Consider the following 16680-nt stretch of genomic DNA (forward strand, 5'->3'; position numbering starts at 1 on the left):
AAAATAGGCATGACAGCACCATTTATCAAAGGCGCAGCAGCACAGCAAGCTATGCAGCAGGAACAAGCTAAGGCAGATATGCGCTCTAATGGTACCTACCGCTTTTACGTCAAACATGGCGAGGAGCGCACCATTACGTTTTTAGACGGCAACCTAGACGCCAACGGACTACTAGATATTCCGTTTATCCATGAGCACCGAGTTAAGGTTAATGGTAGCTACGAGAATATCGCGTGTACCGAGCCTAACGAGGCTTGCCCACTATGTGACATGGCTAAGCAATCCAATTCACAGGACTACGGATTTTCGGCGTTTATAGGTTATCTAACAGTGATTGACCATACAGGCTATGTAGATAACAACGGGGTGCAACATGCCGACGTTATCCGACTATATGCAGCTAAACGTAAGACTATCGAGTTACTTACAAAAATGGCACAGAACAGCGGCACGCTAGCTGGTATGAGCTTTAAAGTATCCCGCTCTAGCGATAAGTCAGCAGCAGTAGGCGACATTTACGTACCAGTCGGTCAGTACAACGTGGTAGACCTAATTAACTACTACAAACAACAAGACCCTAACAGTAAAATTGGTGTTCTAAACTACGACAAGGAAGTAACGTATTTTGACGCTAATACACTACGCGGTATGCTAGGTATGGGTAACGGACTACCGAATGGCGGAGCACCAAACGGACAACCAACAGGCCTACCGCAGCAACAGCAGTACAGCCACCAAAATGGGGCAGGTGGTATGCCGCAGATGCAACCAGCAATGCAGCAGAGCCAAATGCCAAACAGTGCAGCACCACCACTACTAAACCAAAACCACGAGGTGCCACCACAGAAGAAATTTGAAATGTTAGCTACTGACTACACGCTAGACCAGTACAAACAATCTGGGTGGAACGAAGACCAACTAGTGGCGGCAGGTAAAGCACGATGGGTGCAGCCGGAGCCAGTAGCACCAGCACCAATGCAACAAGCAGCACCAGAAGTTAAAAAGGTATTGCAAATGATTGCAACGGATTTTACACACCAGCAATATAAGGACGCTGGGTGGCAAGATGATATGCTAGTAGCTAAGGGTAAAGCGCAATGGGTAGAACAAGCGTCAGCGCCAGCGCCTATGCAGCAAGCGCCAGAACAGGCACCAGCACCTAATATGCCTTTCTCGCCTAACGACTGTGACGCACCGGACACTAACACTAACTACGCCGGACAACTATAGGGTAAAAATTCATGCTTCAAATGACACAACCCGCTGTAAAAGTGGACTCCTTAGCGTGGTATGCGGACTCACAGCAACTACGAGACGCGTATACCTTTATGTCCACATTTGGGGATAAAGTTGAGGCATGGATGCAACACCCTACTGAAAAGGGGCTAATAGGCATACCACGTATGTTAGCCCCAGAGCCTACACAAGAAACGGACTTTAGGTCTATGGGTGAGCACGTAGACTATGCGGCTAAGCTATCGTTTAAGCCACGTAACATGCGTCAAAAGGTTATTATTTCCCAAGCCTTACCCATGGTTAGGAATCTAGAGTCATTCGTGCTATGCGCTGGTACTGGTACTGGTAAGACGGTACTTGCAGGTCGCATAATGGCGGAGGTGAACCGCAAAACTATTATAGTGGTTGACCAAGAGAACATAATGCAACAATGGATAGACATGTTGCAGAAAGTTTTAGGCATGCACCAAGAAGAAATAGGGATTATACAGGGTGATATATGCCAGACCAAAGGGCGTAAAGTGGTAATAGCCATGCTACACTCAATCTCTAAAATAGGGCGATACCCAGAGCACATCTACGACGAGTTCGGGTTAGCTATATTTGACGAGGTGCATGTATGTGCGGCTGACCAGTTTAAAAACGCTATGTACCTATTAAAGGCACGTATACGTATAGGGCTATCCGCCACACCATGGCGCAAGGATGGTAAGCATAAATTAATATTCGGGTGTCTAGGGCAGGTTAGGATTAAATCCGAGTCAACACCGCTAGTACCTAAAGTTATTTTAGCTAAGTCCCCATGGGTGGTACCTAGCACGGTTCGTACCGATGAGTACGGGTTTAAAAAGGTGGTCAAGCTACCACATTCGGCTGGTAAAACAATGCACGTTAACAAGGCTCTAGCGCGCAACCATGACCGTAACATGATGATTGCTAACTTTGTCAAGCAAGCCTACGAGGTAGGTAGGAACATCGTAATATTTAGTGATTTAAAGGACTACCACCTAGATAGGATACACGATGCGTTAGTTAGCATAGGTATACCTTCCGCTGACATTGGTAGGTATACGGGTGGTATGACCCAGAAGCAGAGGGAATACGGGTCTACTAGGCGCGTAGTGCTAACGACATACAAGGCCACGGCTAAAGCTGTAGACTGCCCATGGTGGGATACCGCAGTATTAGCTACACCTAGGAGTGATGTAAACCAGATTTGCGGGCGTATTCTACGAGAGTACGAGAGCAAGGTTTGTGCCACTGCACCGGAGGCCAAGGAGAAGGACGAGCACGGTAACTTAAAATATAAAGTCCCAGTGGTTTACGACATTGTGGACGACGACAGCACAGTGTTTAAATCGTATTTTCGTGGGCGTTTGAAGTACTACGAAAAACAAGGTACACCATTTACGGGTAACCTAGGGTTGCTGTCATCTTGCAAACTAAGGTGATTTTATGGCTTGGGATTCTAAGTACAACAAAGACCACAATAAACGACGCAGAACACGGTACGCGGAAGACCCTACATACCGTGATGAACAGAAACAAAGAGCCGCAGACCAGCGGGCTAAGAAATACGACGAGACGGGTCGCCTAATGAAAGAGCTTAACGGAGCTATGGTGCCAGTCTATAAAATGGGTGAAATTGCAGAGCACTGTGACGTAACCGTATTCCGTGTACGTAGCGCCTTCGCAAGGGGGCGTTTACCACAGCACAGCTTTGAAGGTAAACACGTGTATGTTACACAACCACAATTAGAGCTGATTAAAAAGGCGTTCGAGCAGTCCGAAGTGTCAGACGAGGATATGCGCGCGAGCCTTGACGAGGAGTGGGATAATGGTTGTTAAAGTTAAGCTACCAAAAACCGAGGACATGGGGCATGAGCCTGTAGTAGACCAAGAGCAGGACGCACCTATAGTAGGCAAAGACGTAGAATGGAAGGCGGAGGGTTCAGTAAATGACGGACACCAAGAAGCAGAACCAAAGGGAGAAGTTCCCAAGAAGCAAGCCCCAAGTGAATGTGGGGACAGTGGGGCATGTGGACTACCAGAAGCCCCGCCTACTAGCGACAGCAGTAACTCTAGTGGTTTGCCAGAATCGCCACCACTTGACGCCTATGATGACGTGCCATGGGACGACACCGACACTAGCCCAGACGGGCAAGGAGCAAATGACGCACCTAGCCAACCTACAGAAACAGAAGCAGCAAAAGCGGAAGGCGACGGACAAGGCGAAGAACCCAGCGAGGTTGAAACGCCAGCCCAAGAAACGGGGTCGGAAGTAGAAAGCGTTTGTACTGACGAACTAGTAGACGACAGTGAAGCGGTAGCAAAAGCAGCGGTTACCACTGACCAGAGTATGTCGTCACATGGCAAACTGATAGCCAGTGAACACCAAACCGAAATGGTACCGTTACCAGCACAAGTAGGCCAGATAAAGGAAATGGCTAAAGTTCGTTATTCTTGCGGGTTTACTAAAAATGTTGGCGAGTTTAATTCGTTTAGGGCGGAGGTGTCCGTAGAGCTACCGTGTCTACCAGAAGACGCAGAGATAAGCAAGACTTATAACCGCGCCGTAGAGATAGTAGACACTAGACTACAGGAACTTTATGACCAAGCGGATGTACAGGTATCCGAGCAGCTACCAGTAGCGCAGGAGCCACCTAAACCAGAACCGATGGAACCACCGAAGGTAGGGGGCGATTTACCGCCACCACCTCCTATGTAAAGCAGAGGCTTGTATGGGTGTAAAAGTTAATAAGGACAACGGGGTAGGCGTAAGTTTATCCGACGTCCTAGAACAGATGCGCAAGAAGGACAAAGATTCCCAGAACGTAAGGAGCGCAGACGACCTATTCGTAGAAATAGCGCGTATACCGTCTGGGATTTTCCCCTTTGACTACGCCACTGGGGGTGGGTTTCCTCGCGGTAAAATATCCACTGTGTATGGTATGGAATCTAGCGGTAAATCGGTTATTACGTACTGTGCTATAGGCCAAGCCCAGTTACTAGAGCCTGATAGTTACCAAATAGTGGTAGACGTTGAGCAAGCTTGGGACTCTAACTGGGCTAAGCATTTTATACCGGATTTATCCCGAGTGATTGTAGTTACAGAAGACACCGCCGAGAAGTACATAGACCGCGCCGAAGCATTGCTAATGGCTAGGGAAGTAAACCTAATGGTGGTTGACTCAGTAGCTATGCTGTCACCGGAAAACGAGGTACAGTCTAGTGCAGAAAAAGTGCAGGTGGGTGGTAACGCAAATCTAGTCACTAAGATGCTGCGTAAGTTCACAGCTAGGTTAGCCCTTTGTAAGTTGGAGGGGCATATGCCAGCCGTTATCTGTATAAACCAGATTCGCTTTAAAATCGGTTTTGTTATGGGTAACCCAGAGACTATGCCAGCGGGTAAAGCGGTGCAGTTTATGTCATCGTTAATAGTCCGCTTTAATGGGTCTAACGAGAAAGATAGTAGTTCATCTATTATTGAGGAATGGAAGAAAACTACGTTCATACTCAAAAAATGGAAAATGCCTGTGCTACAGCGTGAGCTACATTATTTTATGCGTATGCGCCCAGAGATAGACACCAGTACCGGAGAGGTTATCCGCGACATAGGTTTTGTTGACGACGTAAAACCAGTAATGTCTACCTTAAAAACTCTTAACCTATTACGTAAGTCAGAAGACGGTAAGCAATGGGTACTAGACCAAGGAAGTAACCCTAACGCCGAAAGCAAATTAGAGTTTTTCAAAACACAAGATTTATTAAAGGAGAAAATGTACGACCCAGATAATGCCCTGTGGTTTTCACATTTAAAAACTTATTTAATAAATGTTTCAAAAGCACTATATGGAGTAGGCTAATGAAAAATAAACGCACTAGAGTTAACCCATTTATGGTTAACGTCGATGACGGTAGTAGCGATATAGGCTATGCGGGGCGTCAATCGGAGAAGCGAGTAGGGGAGTCCTTAGCGGCTCGCCTAACTAAAGCGTCTGGGGCTAGTGAGCGTGATAAGGGCGACCTTGAGACCAAACCATGGAACCTCAAGGAGAACTATGACCCTAACTCTTATCAATTCCGGCTTGAGTGTAAGTCTACCCAAGCCGCGTCTATGTCTCTAAAGCAACAGTGGTTACGCAAAATACACGCGGAAGCCGCAGGTTATATGCAGCACCCAGCGCTAGTGGTTTCTTTCACTGACGACCACGGTAACACTAAGTACCCTTCCGACGAGTGGGTATTAATACCAATGTCGCTATTTAGGGAGATTTTCAACGATGCAACCTAGTTTTGTAGGCCATATTAAAAACGAGCTAGAGCACCAACTACCCTCGTTAAGGCAACTATTGCACGCGCACATGGGTGGGTACAAATCAGAAAGGCCACTACATAACATTCACGCCTCGGATTTAACCTACGAAGAAAAGCCGTATTGTCCTAGGCTAAATGCGTTATGTTTGCTTGAAAATAAACCACCACCAGACCGATACGTAAATACGTGTCTAGCCTATACCTTTGAGTTAGGTGAGCAAATGCACGAAATGGCACGGTGTAAGATTTTAAAGGACTACGTGGTGGGTTACTGGAAGTGCCCGCACTGTAAACATACCACCAGTACAATAGGTTTTCAGCCCAAGAGTTGCTATAACTGTCACACAACACCATTCCAGTTTATCTACGTTGAGGTACGGTTTAAGTGTAAAGTTACGGGGGCGTCCGGTGCTATTGACTGCCTTTTAAAATTCCCAAACAAACCAAAGCTAGTGGTATGTGAGCTTAAAAGTATCATTCATAAGTCAGAAGCCGCTAGTACACCCGACTTTGTAACTCTAAAAGCACCATTAGCAGAGCACGGGTTAAGGACTAATCTGTACATGCGCCTAATAGAGAACAGCGAGAACAACTTACGCCAGTTTATAGACGTTAAAAATGCTATGGTCTTCTATATGACTAAGGGCTATGGGTACAAAGACCCAGAACTAGATAAAGAGCCTATTAGCGATAAAATGACCCCGTTTAAGGAGTACTGGGTTACACGTAATGATAGCAAGACAGATTTTTACGTTAACCGTGCTATACCTATGAAAAATTTCCTAGAACACGGGATAATGCCACCGCGTATAGACGACCCCGCGTGCGAAAAATGTAAGTTTAACCACGTCTGCATGGGTAACCAATACCCCCCAAATATGCAGACCCAGTGGCACCTAAATGGGAGCTTTACACATGATAACCATAACGCATAAGTCAGATGGTATAGTAACCTCACGTATTAGAGCTGTGGTCGGCATAGACCCTAGCACTAAGTCCGGCTTATCAGTTTTAGATATTGAATCCGGCGAAGAACTTGAAACAGTGAATTTAAAACAGGCTACGGACAGGACACGAAACAAGGTTAAGCAGAAGCGCAACCCGTATGACAGGTTACAAGCAGCCATAACGCAGTTAGAGGAGGTTTTAGACCGCTATGAGGTGGAGGTTTGCTGCCTAGAGGGCTACGGCTTTAACCTACACGGTAAAGTTAAGCAATCCGTTGACTCAATCATAGTACAGTGCCGTTTCGGGGAAGCTATTAGGCACGTACTATGGCGTAGGGGTATACGTTGGTACGAAGCCAAGCCAAGCCAATTGAAGCAATTTTGCTTAGGTAAGGGTGTCGGGGGTAAGGACGAGATACGTCTAGGCTTATACAAAAAATGGCGCAAAGAATTTAAGACGGACGACGAGTGCGACGCCTATGTTTTAGCCCGTATGGCTCTTGGTTTTGCAGACCCTAATTGTTTTGTCAGTACCAAATACGAGCAAGACGTACTAGACAAGGTGTTTAACGCTGATTACAATCAAGCCCTAAACGCAACAATAAACTTTGATTAGTCGGTGCAAACGCTTGCAAAAATGTTTTGACAAACTACCAAAACTGCACCAGACTAAACCATGCAATAAACAAGCCTGATTAATAGACCTCGTAAAAGGAGACCATCATAATGGCAGGAACTAAAGAAAAAACCACAGAAACAAACGAAGTAGTCGAAACTAACGACGCACCAAAGACCAAAAAGCCAACCGCTGCACAAGCAACTAAAGCAGTAAAGGCGCTCCTAGCTATTGGTGGTGATAACGTGTTCGCTACGGTGTCAGAGTCAGTAGAAAATCTGACAGCAGCAAAAGCCCTAGAGGTACTACCACAGCTACTAGACAGTGTAGATAACACCTACTTTGCTATTGGTGGCATCATGGCACGTGTGCATGAGGAGTCGTGGTGGAAAGACGCTGGCTTTGAATCCTTCCGTGATTACGTGGAGGAGGAGTGCGGACAGTCTTACCGCACTACTATGTACTGGGTTGCTATCTACAACGACCTAATCAAGGCTGGCGTACCATTCGAAGCCGTGGCGGATATTGGATGGTCTAAGCTTAAAGAAATTTCTAAAATGCTTAAACCGGACAACTACGAGGAGTGGCTACAACGTGCGCGCGAAATGTCACTCAAGCAGCTAATGGAATACGTAAAAGCTATGCAGTCAGGTGGCTCGGGCGGCAATGACGACGGCGACGGTGTTAACCCTAACGTCACAGACGTAAAACCGTACACCTTTAAGCTACATGAAGACCAAAAGCTATCAGTAGATGCCGCTGTACAGTCATGTATGGAACAAATCGGCACGGAATACCCAGCAGTGGCTATTACACATATTTGTGATGGTTTCAACGCTGGTGAGACTGGCACGGGTAAAGCAGCCAACCTAGGCGACTCCATGGCAGCGGTAGGTTTTGAAAAAGTGCTAGAAGAATTTGAAAAACAATTCCCGCACGTAGACCTAGAAGTAACGGTAAACTCAAAGTAACAACAGCCTATAAAGGGCTGACTAAAAGCCCCTTATCTTTTCGGTATGGGGCTTTTTTTGTTTAAGGGGGCGTAATGACGCGACACCTAAAAATAAGTGAGCGCGAGAAGCGCATTAAGACACTGATAAAAATCATATCCGCTAAGGTTATGGAGCTAGACCCAGTACACATGAAAGTAGTACTAATCACCAGACACTCAACCCAAAGCGGTAAACAGGTTTGGGACTATTGGGAGCAAAGCCCAGAGCATAACCCCCATAGAGAGCTTGTGTGGCGTGGCAAACGTGGGCACCCAGTAGGAAAGGACGAGGCGGAGTTTATCCCATTTACGCGCCGTGAAGGCAATAAGGGTACCGCATTGTTTCTAGTTACCGATACCAAACATGGGGAACAACACCAATTAGCTTTAATAATCGGTGAAGATTACCAGATAACAGGGGTTAGGAAAGAAGACCTATTAGGTAATGACTTCTACCCTAGGGTGAGTTTACAGTGTAAAGAACTATCAGAAATAATGAAGTTTGACGCACAAATATGGGGCTTATCTAATGGCGATACAGATAAAGTACAATGACCCTAGGCAAGACCCAGAGGGGTTACGTGAGGGGGTTACGCTTACACCAATTAAAAGCGAATTTAGAGACCACTACAGGGTATTTGCTCATAACGAGGACTACCCGAACCGCACCGAGTTGGGCACGGTTAAACGAGTAGGTGACTCTAGATTTGTGGTTGAGGTTGAGCATAAAAATTGGGCATGCTGTGGCTTTACGGTTAACCAAAAGAGCTATGGTATTGAAAGAATCACCAGCGCTAGGGCTGCGGTGGAGGCATTATATAACCACCGCATGCAGCTAAGGAAAGAGGGGCTAATTAATGAGCATTAATAACGTTAAGGAAACAATCAACAAAGAGAAACCTTGGAGCGGGTTAGCTACTGCGCTACATACTTCCGAGGCCATGATGGGTCTAAGTGCTCTAAAGCAGTATATCAACATTAAAAACCTAAAAATGCCTAGCATGAACTATACCCATTACGTGCGTTTTGTTAGACACCCACAGGTAGTGTTAGAATGGTTATTAAACTGTAACTTTTTCCCTCTTTGGTTCACAGGTAATACGACAGACGCGGAAGAAGCGCTAAACGCTCAATTCTTTTTACAGAACCTAGACGACGACGTGGAAGGTCTTACCGAGCGCTATTTAGTGCAAAACCACGACATGGACGCGTACAAGGCATTATTACCAGTGGACAGGGTTACACCGCACATGGTGCTAGACTTTAGAGGTCTGGGTATCGCCGCCGATAAGGTGGGACACGACGTAGTAGAGGCATATATACAAGATGTATGCCAATACGTAAAAAAAGCCCAAGATAAACTAGAAAAGTTCGGTGATAAATGGGACATTGAGAAACATCATAACCCAATGATTACGGTACTAACTGACGACGATAACCAAGGCCTATGCCTATTCTTAACTGATGACATGCAACGGGTTCACCAGTTCGAGTGCTACCAATGTGCCCACCAAATAGACTGGGGCTGGGGTACGCAGGTTAGGACTTTCGTTAGGGTATACCAATCAAAAGACGCATAGAAGGAGGCCTTATGGCTAAAAGTAAAATAAATGTGGCAGAGGGTTTAGAGCTGCGTAATGTGGATGAGTGTAAGGACTACCCAAATAACCCGCGCATTAACGATAAAGCGGTGTCAGCGGTTGCACTATCGATTAAGACCTTTGGGTTTGTGGTACCAATCGTGCTAGACAAAGATGACGTTATCATAACCGGACATACCCGTAAAAAAGCGGCTAAAAAGCTAGGGCTAACCATAGTACCAACCATTAGGGCACTACATTTAACTGATGCACAAGTACGTGCCTTTAGGTTGGCTGACAACAAGGTAGCTGAGTTAGCAGCGTGGGACTCAGACCTGTTAGCAGGTGAACTAGCTATATTAAGTGATGCTGGTTTTGACCTTAACCTAACAGGTTTTGCTACGGATGAAGTTAAAGGACTTATAGGTGAGCTTAACCTAGACGGAGTGGCTGATGAGCTGTCAGAAGAAGCAGGGGTGCACGTGGTAGGAGGCCGACGTGTTGGGGTATCAGTTGGTAAATATAAGCTATTCGTACACAGAGACGAGTTTAACCGCTGGGAAGCAGAACAATTGGAGAAACACGGGTCTCAAGCCGACGTGGTACGCGCTATAGCTAAGGCGCTAGGTATCAAAGAGGCAGAATTTGATGATAAAACGTAGTATTTGCAATTGAGTTAGAGGTGCACTACAGTTAGGTTAATGAATTACGAGGATGAGCCGTACCACAAACGGCTTGTGCGCAACCTAGCGCGCCTTATCATAACCCCAGTACTATTACGGTGCTGGGGTTTTTTCTTATTAGTGTTTGACAAAGCCCTAAAGTTAAGTAATACTCAGACTAAAGTTAACCCTCGAACAAAAGGCAAGGCCATGGCAGATGCAAGCAAAGTGCTAGAGCGACACTATCACATAAGTTTCTCAGTAATAAATCTAACGGACAGAACCATACGCACTAGTTTTACTGTGGGTAAGTTCCATGGGTTTATTAGCCAAGACACCATATTACAAATGGAAACACTCATTAAGCAAGAGTGGTACCTAACACATATGGGTGACTCAAATTTCATACCACCAACACCAACAGACCCAAACGACCCGTTAGCCGACCTATCGTTATCCATAACAGGTATGACACTACTAGAGGTTGACGAACACGGAAAGTTATACGACTGGGTTAAACAGAACTATCAAGGGGAATAACCATGAAACTAACACCTACTACAGCTAGTTATGTTTTTATGGGCGGGTGCTCGGATGTACAACCATATAAAAGACGTCGAGAGGTATACGAGAACGTACACCCCAAAGACGTTAAGGCCGCAGCGGACAAGCTAGGGTTAGTACATCGCTCACGCAACACGGGTGACCGTGAACTTTACACGGTGCGAGGCCTAGATACTTCCGTTAGGGGTTACCAAATGCCCCCGTTTATTGCGTACGCAGGTAACAAGGCCACTGACAGCGGCGTTAGTATTATGGAAATTTGGTACGAGGCAGAACCGTGTAGCAAAGAAGAAGCCGACCAGTATTTTAACAGCCGAACATGTGCAGAGGCTAAGAACGACGAGAAGGTGTACTAGTGAAGATAACAGATTTAGTACCCCGCACGGTGCTAGAGGCGCTGGTACCAATTGGGGTAGCCCTAGAGCACTTATACGATGACCTAGAGAGGGCAGGGTACGATGAGGTGGACGAAATAGTAGAGTACTTTGTAGACGGTATAGCTAGTACACCGCACATGGCCTTAGCTATCGAGTTTGCTTTTATCTATATAGGTCAAAAACGATTTTCTACCACGGTATCAGCCGCACAGTTTTATGGGGCATGTGTTTACCAAATGGATACCATAGTTAATAGGCAGAACAGGACGTTAAAATTTGATGCGATTGCTAAAGCAAGACCGCACCATATTAAATTAGGTCTACAAGCATTGACTGGTACCCCAATACAGATGGATGTACTACTAGGCAAAGTACTAGGGTCTGGTGAGTATAAATTTGTGCGTGGTACGGTTCTTGCCTCGGAAGACGAAAGGCATTTTCCAATAGGCATCAAGCCGTACGATGACTCATGGTGGTTCACTTATGACAAGGCCACAGGGTATCTTATGCGCGTTGGTATTAGTGATATGGCAGAAGCGCGTACGTTACTAGCCAATACACTAAGCCTAGAGCATAGTACGTCACCATTAGGCCTTGAGGTGTGGTGCGCTATTATGGGCGACCATACACCACCGGATGACTTAGGAAAGTTAAAGGCCACAGCCTCTACTATGTGGGAACCCGAACCAAAGCCGGACTATGCAAACGACATGCCACTGTGGTTACGCTACACAGAAGGCGAGCACGAGACACCACCTAAACTGCGTGTGACAGGTACTAGGCTATTCTCACAAAAGCTACTTAACGAACGAGCACAGACCCCACAAGTAGTAGAGCTGCCCGACCTAAGATACGTCTACGAGGATGGTATGAACCAGCGTAAGAAGGTAGACCTACGACGCACTATGGTTAACCGAGTGGTGGAACAGGGTATACAGGACTCCTTAGCCATTAGCCCACTTGAGACCGCGTTACAAGCTAGGTTTCCTTTGTGGGTATTAATGTCAGACCGCCGCGAGATAGAGCAGTCAAAGGCCGAGGCCGTGCTAAATGTATCAGTAGCCAGCGACATAGGTAGCGAGCTTGCTAGCCTACGTACCATAGTAGAGCAGCAGATGCGGATAGCATTAGGGGCGGAAGGTGCCAAAGTGTCAGCTAAGTCAAAGTCCACGGCATTGGCTAGGGCAGTACAGGCAGCACGCGCCATTATGACCCTACGTAAAGAGGCTGGTTACTTTGAAATGAACACCGCCAATAAGTCAGGACTGTTTAAGAACAGTGACAGTACTGTACTACAGGACGACGGCGCACAGTTTGAGAAGTTGCTAGAGCAGCTAGCACAGGGAGGTGATTTAGATGAGTAAAAGAGCTGACCGCCTAATAGGCAAGAAGCGTGCCAAACTAGCAGAGGTGGACAAAATGTCCACCTTGGTACAGGAGCAGCTAGACGAAGAACAGGCACAAAAAGATAACCTCGTAAGTTACGTACAGCGCCAAAATGAGCCATTAGAATATGAGTGGCAGGGCGTTACGTATCTAGTCCCAGCAGTAACAGAGCAAGGCCACCCAATGACCTACCACGACCAATACTACCAAATAACCCGTTTAAAAGCGGGGTACCCTATCGAGGCCAAACGCATGGTAGATTATCGCTTTGACCCAGATAAAGCAGGTATGGGCGAGGGTATGGTTAATTCTGACACTATTGACCTAAGCGTAGAGCCTAGCGAGGCCTACAAATCAATGAAAGAAGCCCACGAGGCGCAGCACCCGCCGGAGGACTAGAAGTATGAAGATGATTAAGAAAATATTTAGAGACCTTTATGAGCTACCGATTGAATTATGGGACATAGGTGGAGCCAGTAAGATAGCGGCGGTTTTCTTGGTTGGGTTGTACCTAATACTAGTGCTTACCTTTGTGGTGCTAATTGATGGTGTACTAGGCTCAACCGATACGAGACCAACTAAGCTGGTAGGCTATTCGCATACCCCAGCCTATTGCTCGACCACTATGATTATGTCGGGTCAGGTTATGATACCTAGCACTACGTGTTACGAGGAAGCATGGTATGCAGCAACCAAAGACGGTAAGTGTCGTATCCCATCGACCGAATGGCAGAACCACCCAGTAGGTAGCACTATTGTGGTGTACGGCACCAGTGGACTGCTATCCGACTCATTCTATTGCACAGGAGTAAAAGCATGGAATTACGATTAATCCGTACGCACCTAATGGGGGATGCTTGTTGCGGCACCCTGATGATTCGCAATGAACATGGTAGCTGGGAGAAGTATTGCGCGACCCTAGAAGACCTACCACGCGATAAAAAGGTCATGCACACCACGTGCATACCAGAAGGAACCTACGAAATTAAAAAGCGTAAGGTGGTAAGTCACATGACCGAAAGGTACAGAAGTATTTACGGCAAGATGTTTGATTTCCACCTAGAACTAAAGGATGTACCTAACTACACGTACGTGTACATTCACCATGGTAATAAGGCCACGGACACTAGCGGCTGTATTCTAGTGGGTACTAAGGTTATACGTAGTAAGGGTAACGGTTTTATCCTGTCCAGCCGTTCAACATTCCGCCACCTATACCCGATGATTAGTAAGGCACTAAAAGACGGCGAAAAGGTGACCATTGAAATTGTTAACGAGTTCACGGCAAACGCCTAGGGGGTAATATGTTTGACGAGTTTTTTAAAGGTTTGGGGTGGGGTGCTGGGTTATGCTTCGGCGTCTACTTTGCGCTATGGCTTATAACTAACTAATCATAGGAGGGCAGTATGCCTAGATTATTACTAACACGCGTTACTAGACTCAGAGGGCGTTTAACCCAAGAGCATGTGGACAAAGACTACATGCGTAAGCAAGACCCATCGATAACAAGGGTGGAGCTGTCCGAGTGTGGCACTTTATTAACGACAGTATTTGACGCCGACAAACTGGTACAAAATCAAGTAGACGAGGGTTATTTACCTTATAAGCTACCACTAATGGTCATGATTAATAACTGGCGTGCATACAACAAGAACATGTTAAAGTACGTTAAGGACAACCCTAACCTGTACTACAGTAGTAAAAAGTTATATTGGCATTTTGAGTATTAACCAAAGGCGTACCTTGCCAGTGGTACTAACCTAGATATTCTGTACTGGCATACTGTAGATTGTGCACGCGTTGTATAGCTTGTGGTGTTCATTTGTTTGTGGTACCCATTGGTCAGCTATTCAATGTTTATGCAGTAGGCATTACCCTGTAATCAGTTCGGGGTAGTGCCTTTTTTTATGCCTAAAATATGCCGTGGGGGTGTAAGGAAAGAAAACCCTTATATTTCAATTGTTACCCCGATAGATAGGTAGTACGGCGCGAGTATTGATTAGAGGAGAAAATAGGGCGCTAGGCCTTGGTGTACGGGAATTACCCCGAAAATAGGTATTATTGACAAATTACCCCGAGGCGGACTAGAATAAAAGGCATGCAACCACGGCATATTACCCAAGGAGCGGGAGTGCAAACGCTTGCACCAGACAAGACAAAATAAATACAACAGATGAGACGCCCGTAATGACCATTACTTATACCAACAACACCCCAATAAGGGTGGCGCTGCCCAAAAAACAGGGGGTTAGGCTCGCGCCCGATAATGAAACACAGGGTAATAAACTAATAGAAACTCAACCGCACGATAGTGCTACTCCATTTGCTCCAATCAATAATCTATTTGATGACCTATCAGAGATAGAGAACAACTACGGGGTAAGTAGCGAGGAAAACATAACGTGCTTGTCGAACGTTTCCCAACCCGCGCCCACAGCCCAGATAAAAAAAGCTGGCATGGATTCTGCTAAGGCAAGAAGTGTGCCAACCGCTAGGGTTATCGAGTACGGCGGAGAGGTCTACCCATCATTGACCAAATGTCTAAAGTCGCTTGGCTTATGCCGTGACCGCTTCAAGTATCTAAAGCGCACGCGCAAAGAGTTACGCAGCGATAAGGCGATAATCGGTATCATGGTGCACGAGCGCCGACAAGAGGCCATGCAGGGTACGTCCTATGTTATCGCTATCCGAGGTGAGGTCGCCTTCGAGAAGAACTTAACCGCAGCATGCACGCGCGTTAACCAGATAATGAAGCTACCGCCCAAGGAGGCACTAACACAGGGGCAGGTATCGAAGTACCGCTACGAATGGAACAAGAGGCCGATTAATCGAGAAAGGCAGATTACTTTATATGAGGCGTTTACCTCATGCTTGGCACGATTATTGGTTAGGCACCATTTGCTAGAGGAAGCGGACAAGGCGATATTTAAAGCCCGCATGAGTGTGGTAGCTAATGAGCTGAACAAAGAGCAAGACCTATTCGATATAGTGGGCGAGGACGATAGCCACCTAGAAGCGCTTAACGACCTAGCCACGCAGTACCATAAACTTTAGGAGGACACAGGATGGACAGTGCAATTATTGACCCGAGCATAAAACCTAAATTTAGCTTAGGGGAGAGAGTGCGCCTAGTTAGTCAAGACTACCCAGAGAAGAACGGCATTTACTATATAGATGGTATGACCCAATGGTGGAACCAAGAGGACAACACCCGTACCGTCATATGGGCATACACGCTCGCGGGGGTAGAGAGCCATAACTTTAACAACCTGTGGAACGAGACCGCCTTACGGAAGCTGCCGCCGAAGGGTAAGAGCTTTGACGAGATAATGGGCGACCTAAAGTTACCAGTAGGAGAACCAGTATGAATATAAAAGAGAAGATGAACTACACGAAGAAATCAAACGGTGAGGTTTACCTAGTTCTTTACGTGGCTAACAAAGACGCTACTAGGGAGGGATGGCACCCTACAGTAGTGTACATGGGCAAGGATGGTAGGGTATGGGCTAAGCCTGTAGAGTACTTCGAGGAGCGGTTTACCCTTGTTGGGGAAGAACGACCAGACGTACCAGACCCAGCGGAATTACCATACCACCCAGCGTGCAGCCATTGCGGTGAGGATTGGGATAGGTGGCACGCCGAGAACGGGTGCCCAAAGAAGGATACCAGCATTTCCATTAGCAAGGCATGTTATGGTACATTATATGTGTTGTCTGGGTATGGGGCGGCGCAGCTATTTAACGACATACTAAACGCATTACGATAAATCGATAGCTAGAAGGAGCTTTACTATGAAGACATGGTATTTAATCGCGTATAACCTATGGTGCTTTAAAGGGTGGAAACAGGGCAAGGCCGTATACACACTCAACCCACGAAAGGCCATGCACTTTGGACGCTTAACTGCGTCCGTACATCTAACGAAGGTGCCTAGTCCAGAGCAGCACCGGATAGTACCTAGAACCACAGACCGTGGTCAGGAGCTAGCATAGGCTGTAAATTGC

General features: G+C 46.5%; 18 protein-coding genes. All 18 read left to right on the plus strand.

Annotation, left to right across the window (positions count from 1 at the left end; all coding sequences use genetic code 11):
- The first annotated feature begins 9 nt into the window (after window positions 1-9).
- The 18 genes from ACRXC1_RS00380 to ACRXC1_RS00465 all read left to right on the plus strand — a co-directional run bounded on the left by ACRXC1_RS00380 (window position 10) and on the right by ACRXC1_RS00465 (window position 16442).
- The gene (locus ACRXC1_RS00380) at window positions 10-1230 is read left to right on the plus strand and encodes a hypothetical protein (RefSeq protein WP_433655642.1); all 1221 of its coding nucleotides are present in this window, start codon (window positions 10-12) and stop codon (window positions 1228-1230) included.
- An 11-nt stretch (window positions 1231-1241) separates the two neighbouring features.
- Window positions 1242-2687 (plus strand): DEAD/DEAH box helicase, encoded by a 1446-nt coding sequence (locus ACRXC1_RS00385; RefSeq protein WP_433655644.1) that lies wholly within the window; start codon window positions 1242-1244, stop codon window positions 2685-2687.
- Window positions 2688-2832: 145 nt separating this feature from the next.
- Window positions 2833-3084 carry a hypothetical protein gene (locus ACRXC1_RS00390; RefSeq protein WP_433655646.1) on the plus strand — a complete coding sequence of 84 codons (252 nt, stop codon included), beginning with the start codon at window positions 2833-2835 and terminating at the stop codon, window positions 3082-3084.
- A complete protein-coding gene (locus ACRXC1_RS00395) occupies window positions 3074-3964 on the plus strand; it encodes a hypothetical protein (protein WP_433655648.1) in 891 nt (296 codons plus the stop codon). The genes ACRXC1_RS00390 and ACRXC1_RS00395 overlap by 11 nt, the downstream gene beginning before the upstream one ends.
- Window positions 3965-3977: 13 nt before the next feature.
- Window positions 3978-5102, plus strand: a complete 1125-nt coding sequence (locus tag ACRXC1_RS00400) for a hypothetical protein (protein WP_433655650.1) — start codon at window positions 3978-3980, stop codon at window positions 5100-5102.
- A gap of 672 nt (window positions 5103-5774) precedes the next feature.
- Complete coding sequence (locus ACRXC1_RS00405; protein ID WP_433655652.1) at window positions 5775-6488, plus strand: hypothetical protein; 714 nt, start codon at window positions 5775-5777, stop codon at window positions 6486-6488.
- Window positions 6469-7116, plus strand: a complete 648-nt coding sequence (locus ACRXC1_RS00410) for a crossover junction endodeoxyribonuclease RuvC (RefSeq protein WP_433655654.1) — start codon at window positions 6469-6471, stop codon at window positions 7114-7116. The genes ACRXC1_RS00405 and ACRXC1_RS00410 overlap by 20 nt, the downstream gene beginning before the upstream one ends.
- 110 nt (window positions 7117-7226) lie before the next feature.
- Entirely contained in the window at window positions 7227-8087 is an 861-nt protein-coding gene (locus ACRXC1_RS00415; protein ID WP_433655656.1) for a hypothetical protein, read from the plus strand.
- Window positions 8088-8161: 74 nt separating this feature from the next.
- Entirely contained in the window at window positions 8162-8662 is a 501-nt protein-coding gene (locus tag ACRXC1_RS00420; RefSeq protein ID WP_433655658.1) for a hypothetical protein, read from the plus strand.
- A gap of 302 nt (window positions 8663-8964) precedes the next feature.
- Window positions 8965-9687 carry a hypothetical protein gene (locus ACRXC1_RS00425; protein WP_433655660.1) on the plus strand — a complete coding sequence of 241 codons (723 nt, stop codon included), beginning with the start codon at window positions 8965-8967 and terminating at the stop codon, window positions 9685-9687.
- 11 nt (window positions 9688-9698) lie between these two features.
- Window positions 9699-10349 carry a ParB N-terminal domain-containing protein gene (locus ACRXC1_RS00430; protein ID WP_433655662.1) on the plus strand — a complete coding sequence of 217 codons (651 nt, stop codon included), beginning with the start codon at window positions 9699-9701 and terminating at the stop codon, window positions 10347-10349.
- Window positions 10350-10697: 348 nt separating this feature from the next.
- A complete protein-coding gene (locus ACRXC1_RS00435) occupies window positions 10698-10889 on the plus strand; it encodes a hypothetical protein (RefSeq protein WP_433655664.1) in 192 nt (63 codons plus the stop codon).
- A 379-nt stretch (window positions 10890-11268) separates the two neighbouring features.
- Entirely contained in the window at window positions 11269-12654 is a 1386-nt protein-coding gene (locus ACRXC1_RS00440) for a hypothetical protein (RefSeq protein WP_433655666.1), read from the plus strand.
- A complete protein-coding gene (locus tag ACRXC1_RS00445; protein WP_433655668.1) occupies window positions 12647-13075 on the plus strand; it encodes a hypothetical protein in 429 nt (142 codons plus the stop codon). Before ACRXC1_RS00440 ends, ACRXC1_RS00445 begins: the two co-directional genes overlap by 8 nt.
- A gap of 417 nt (window positions 13076-13492) precedes the next feature.
- Window positions 13493-13972, plus strand: a complete 480-nt coding sequence (locus ACRXC1_RS00450; RefSeq protein WP_433655670.1) for a DUF5675 family protein — start codon at window positions 13493-13495, stop codon at window positions 13970-13972.
- A gap of 891 nt (window positions 13973-14863) precedes the next feature.
- Window positions 14864-15730 (plus strand): hypothetical protein, encoded by an 867-nt coding sequence (locus ACRXC1_RS00455; protein ID WP_433655672.1) that lies wholly within the window; start codon window positions 14864-14866, stop codon window positions 15728-15730.
- An 11-nt stretch (window positions 15731-15741) separates the two neighbouring features.
- On the plus strand, window positions 15742-16044 hold the full coding sequence (locus tag ACRXC1_RS00460) for a hypothetical protein (protein ID WP_433655674.1): 303 nt from the start codon (window positions 15742-15744) through the stop codon (window positions 16042-16044).
- Window positions 16041-16442 carry a hypothetical protein gene (locus ACRXC1_RS00465; protein WP_433655676.1) on the plus strand — a complete coding sequence of 134 codons (402 nt, stop codon included), beginning with the start codon at window positions 16041-16043 and terminating at the stop codon, window positions 16440-16442. Before ACRXC1_RS00460 ends, ACRXC1_RS00465 begins: the two co-directional genes overlap by 4 nt.
- Window positions 16443-16680 lie beyond the last annotated feature (238 nt).

This window comes from Halobacteriovorax sp. GFR8 (assembly GCF_050955245.1).
Taxonomy (GTDB): Bacteria; Bdellovibrionota; Bacteriovoracia; order Bacteriovoracales; family Bacteriovoracaceae; genus Halobacteriovorax_A.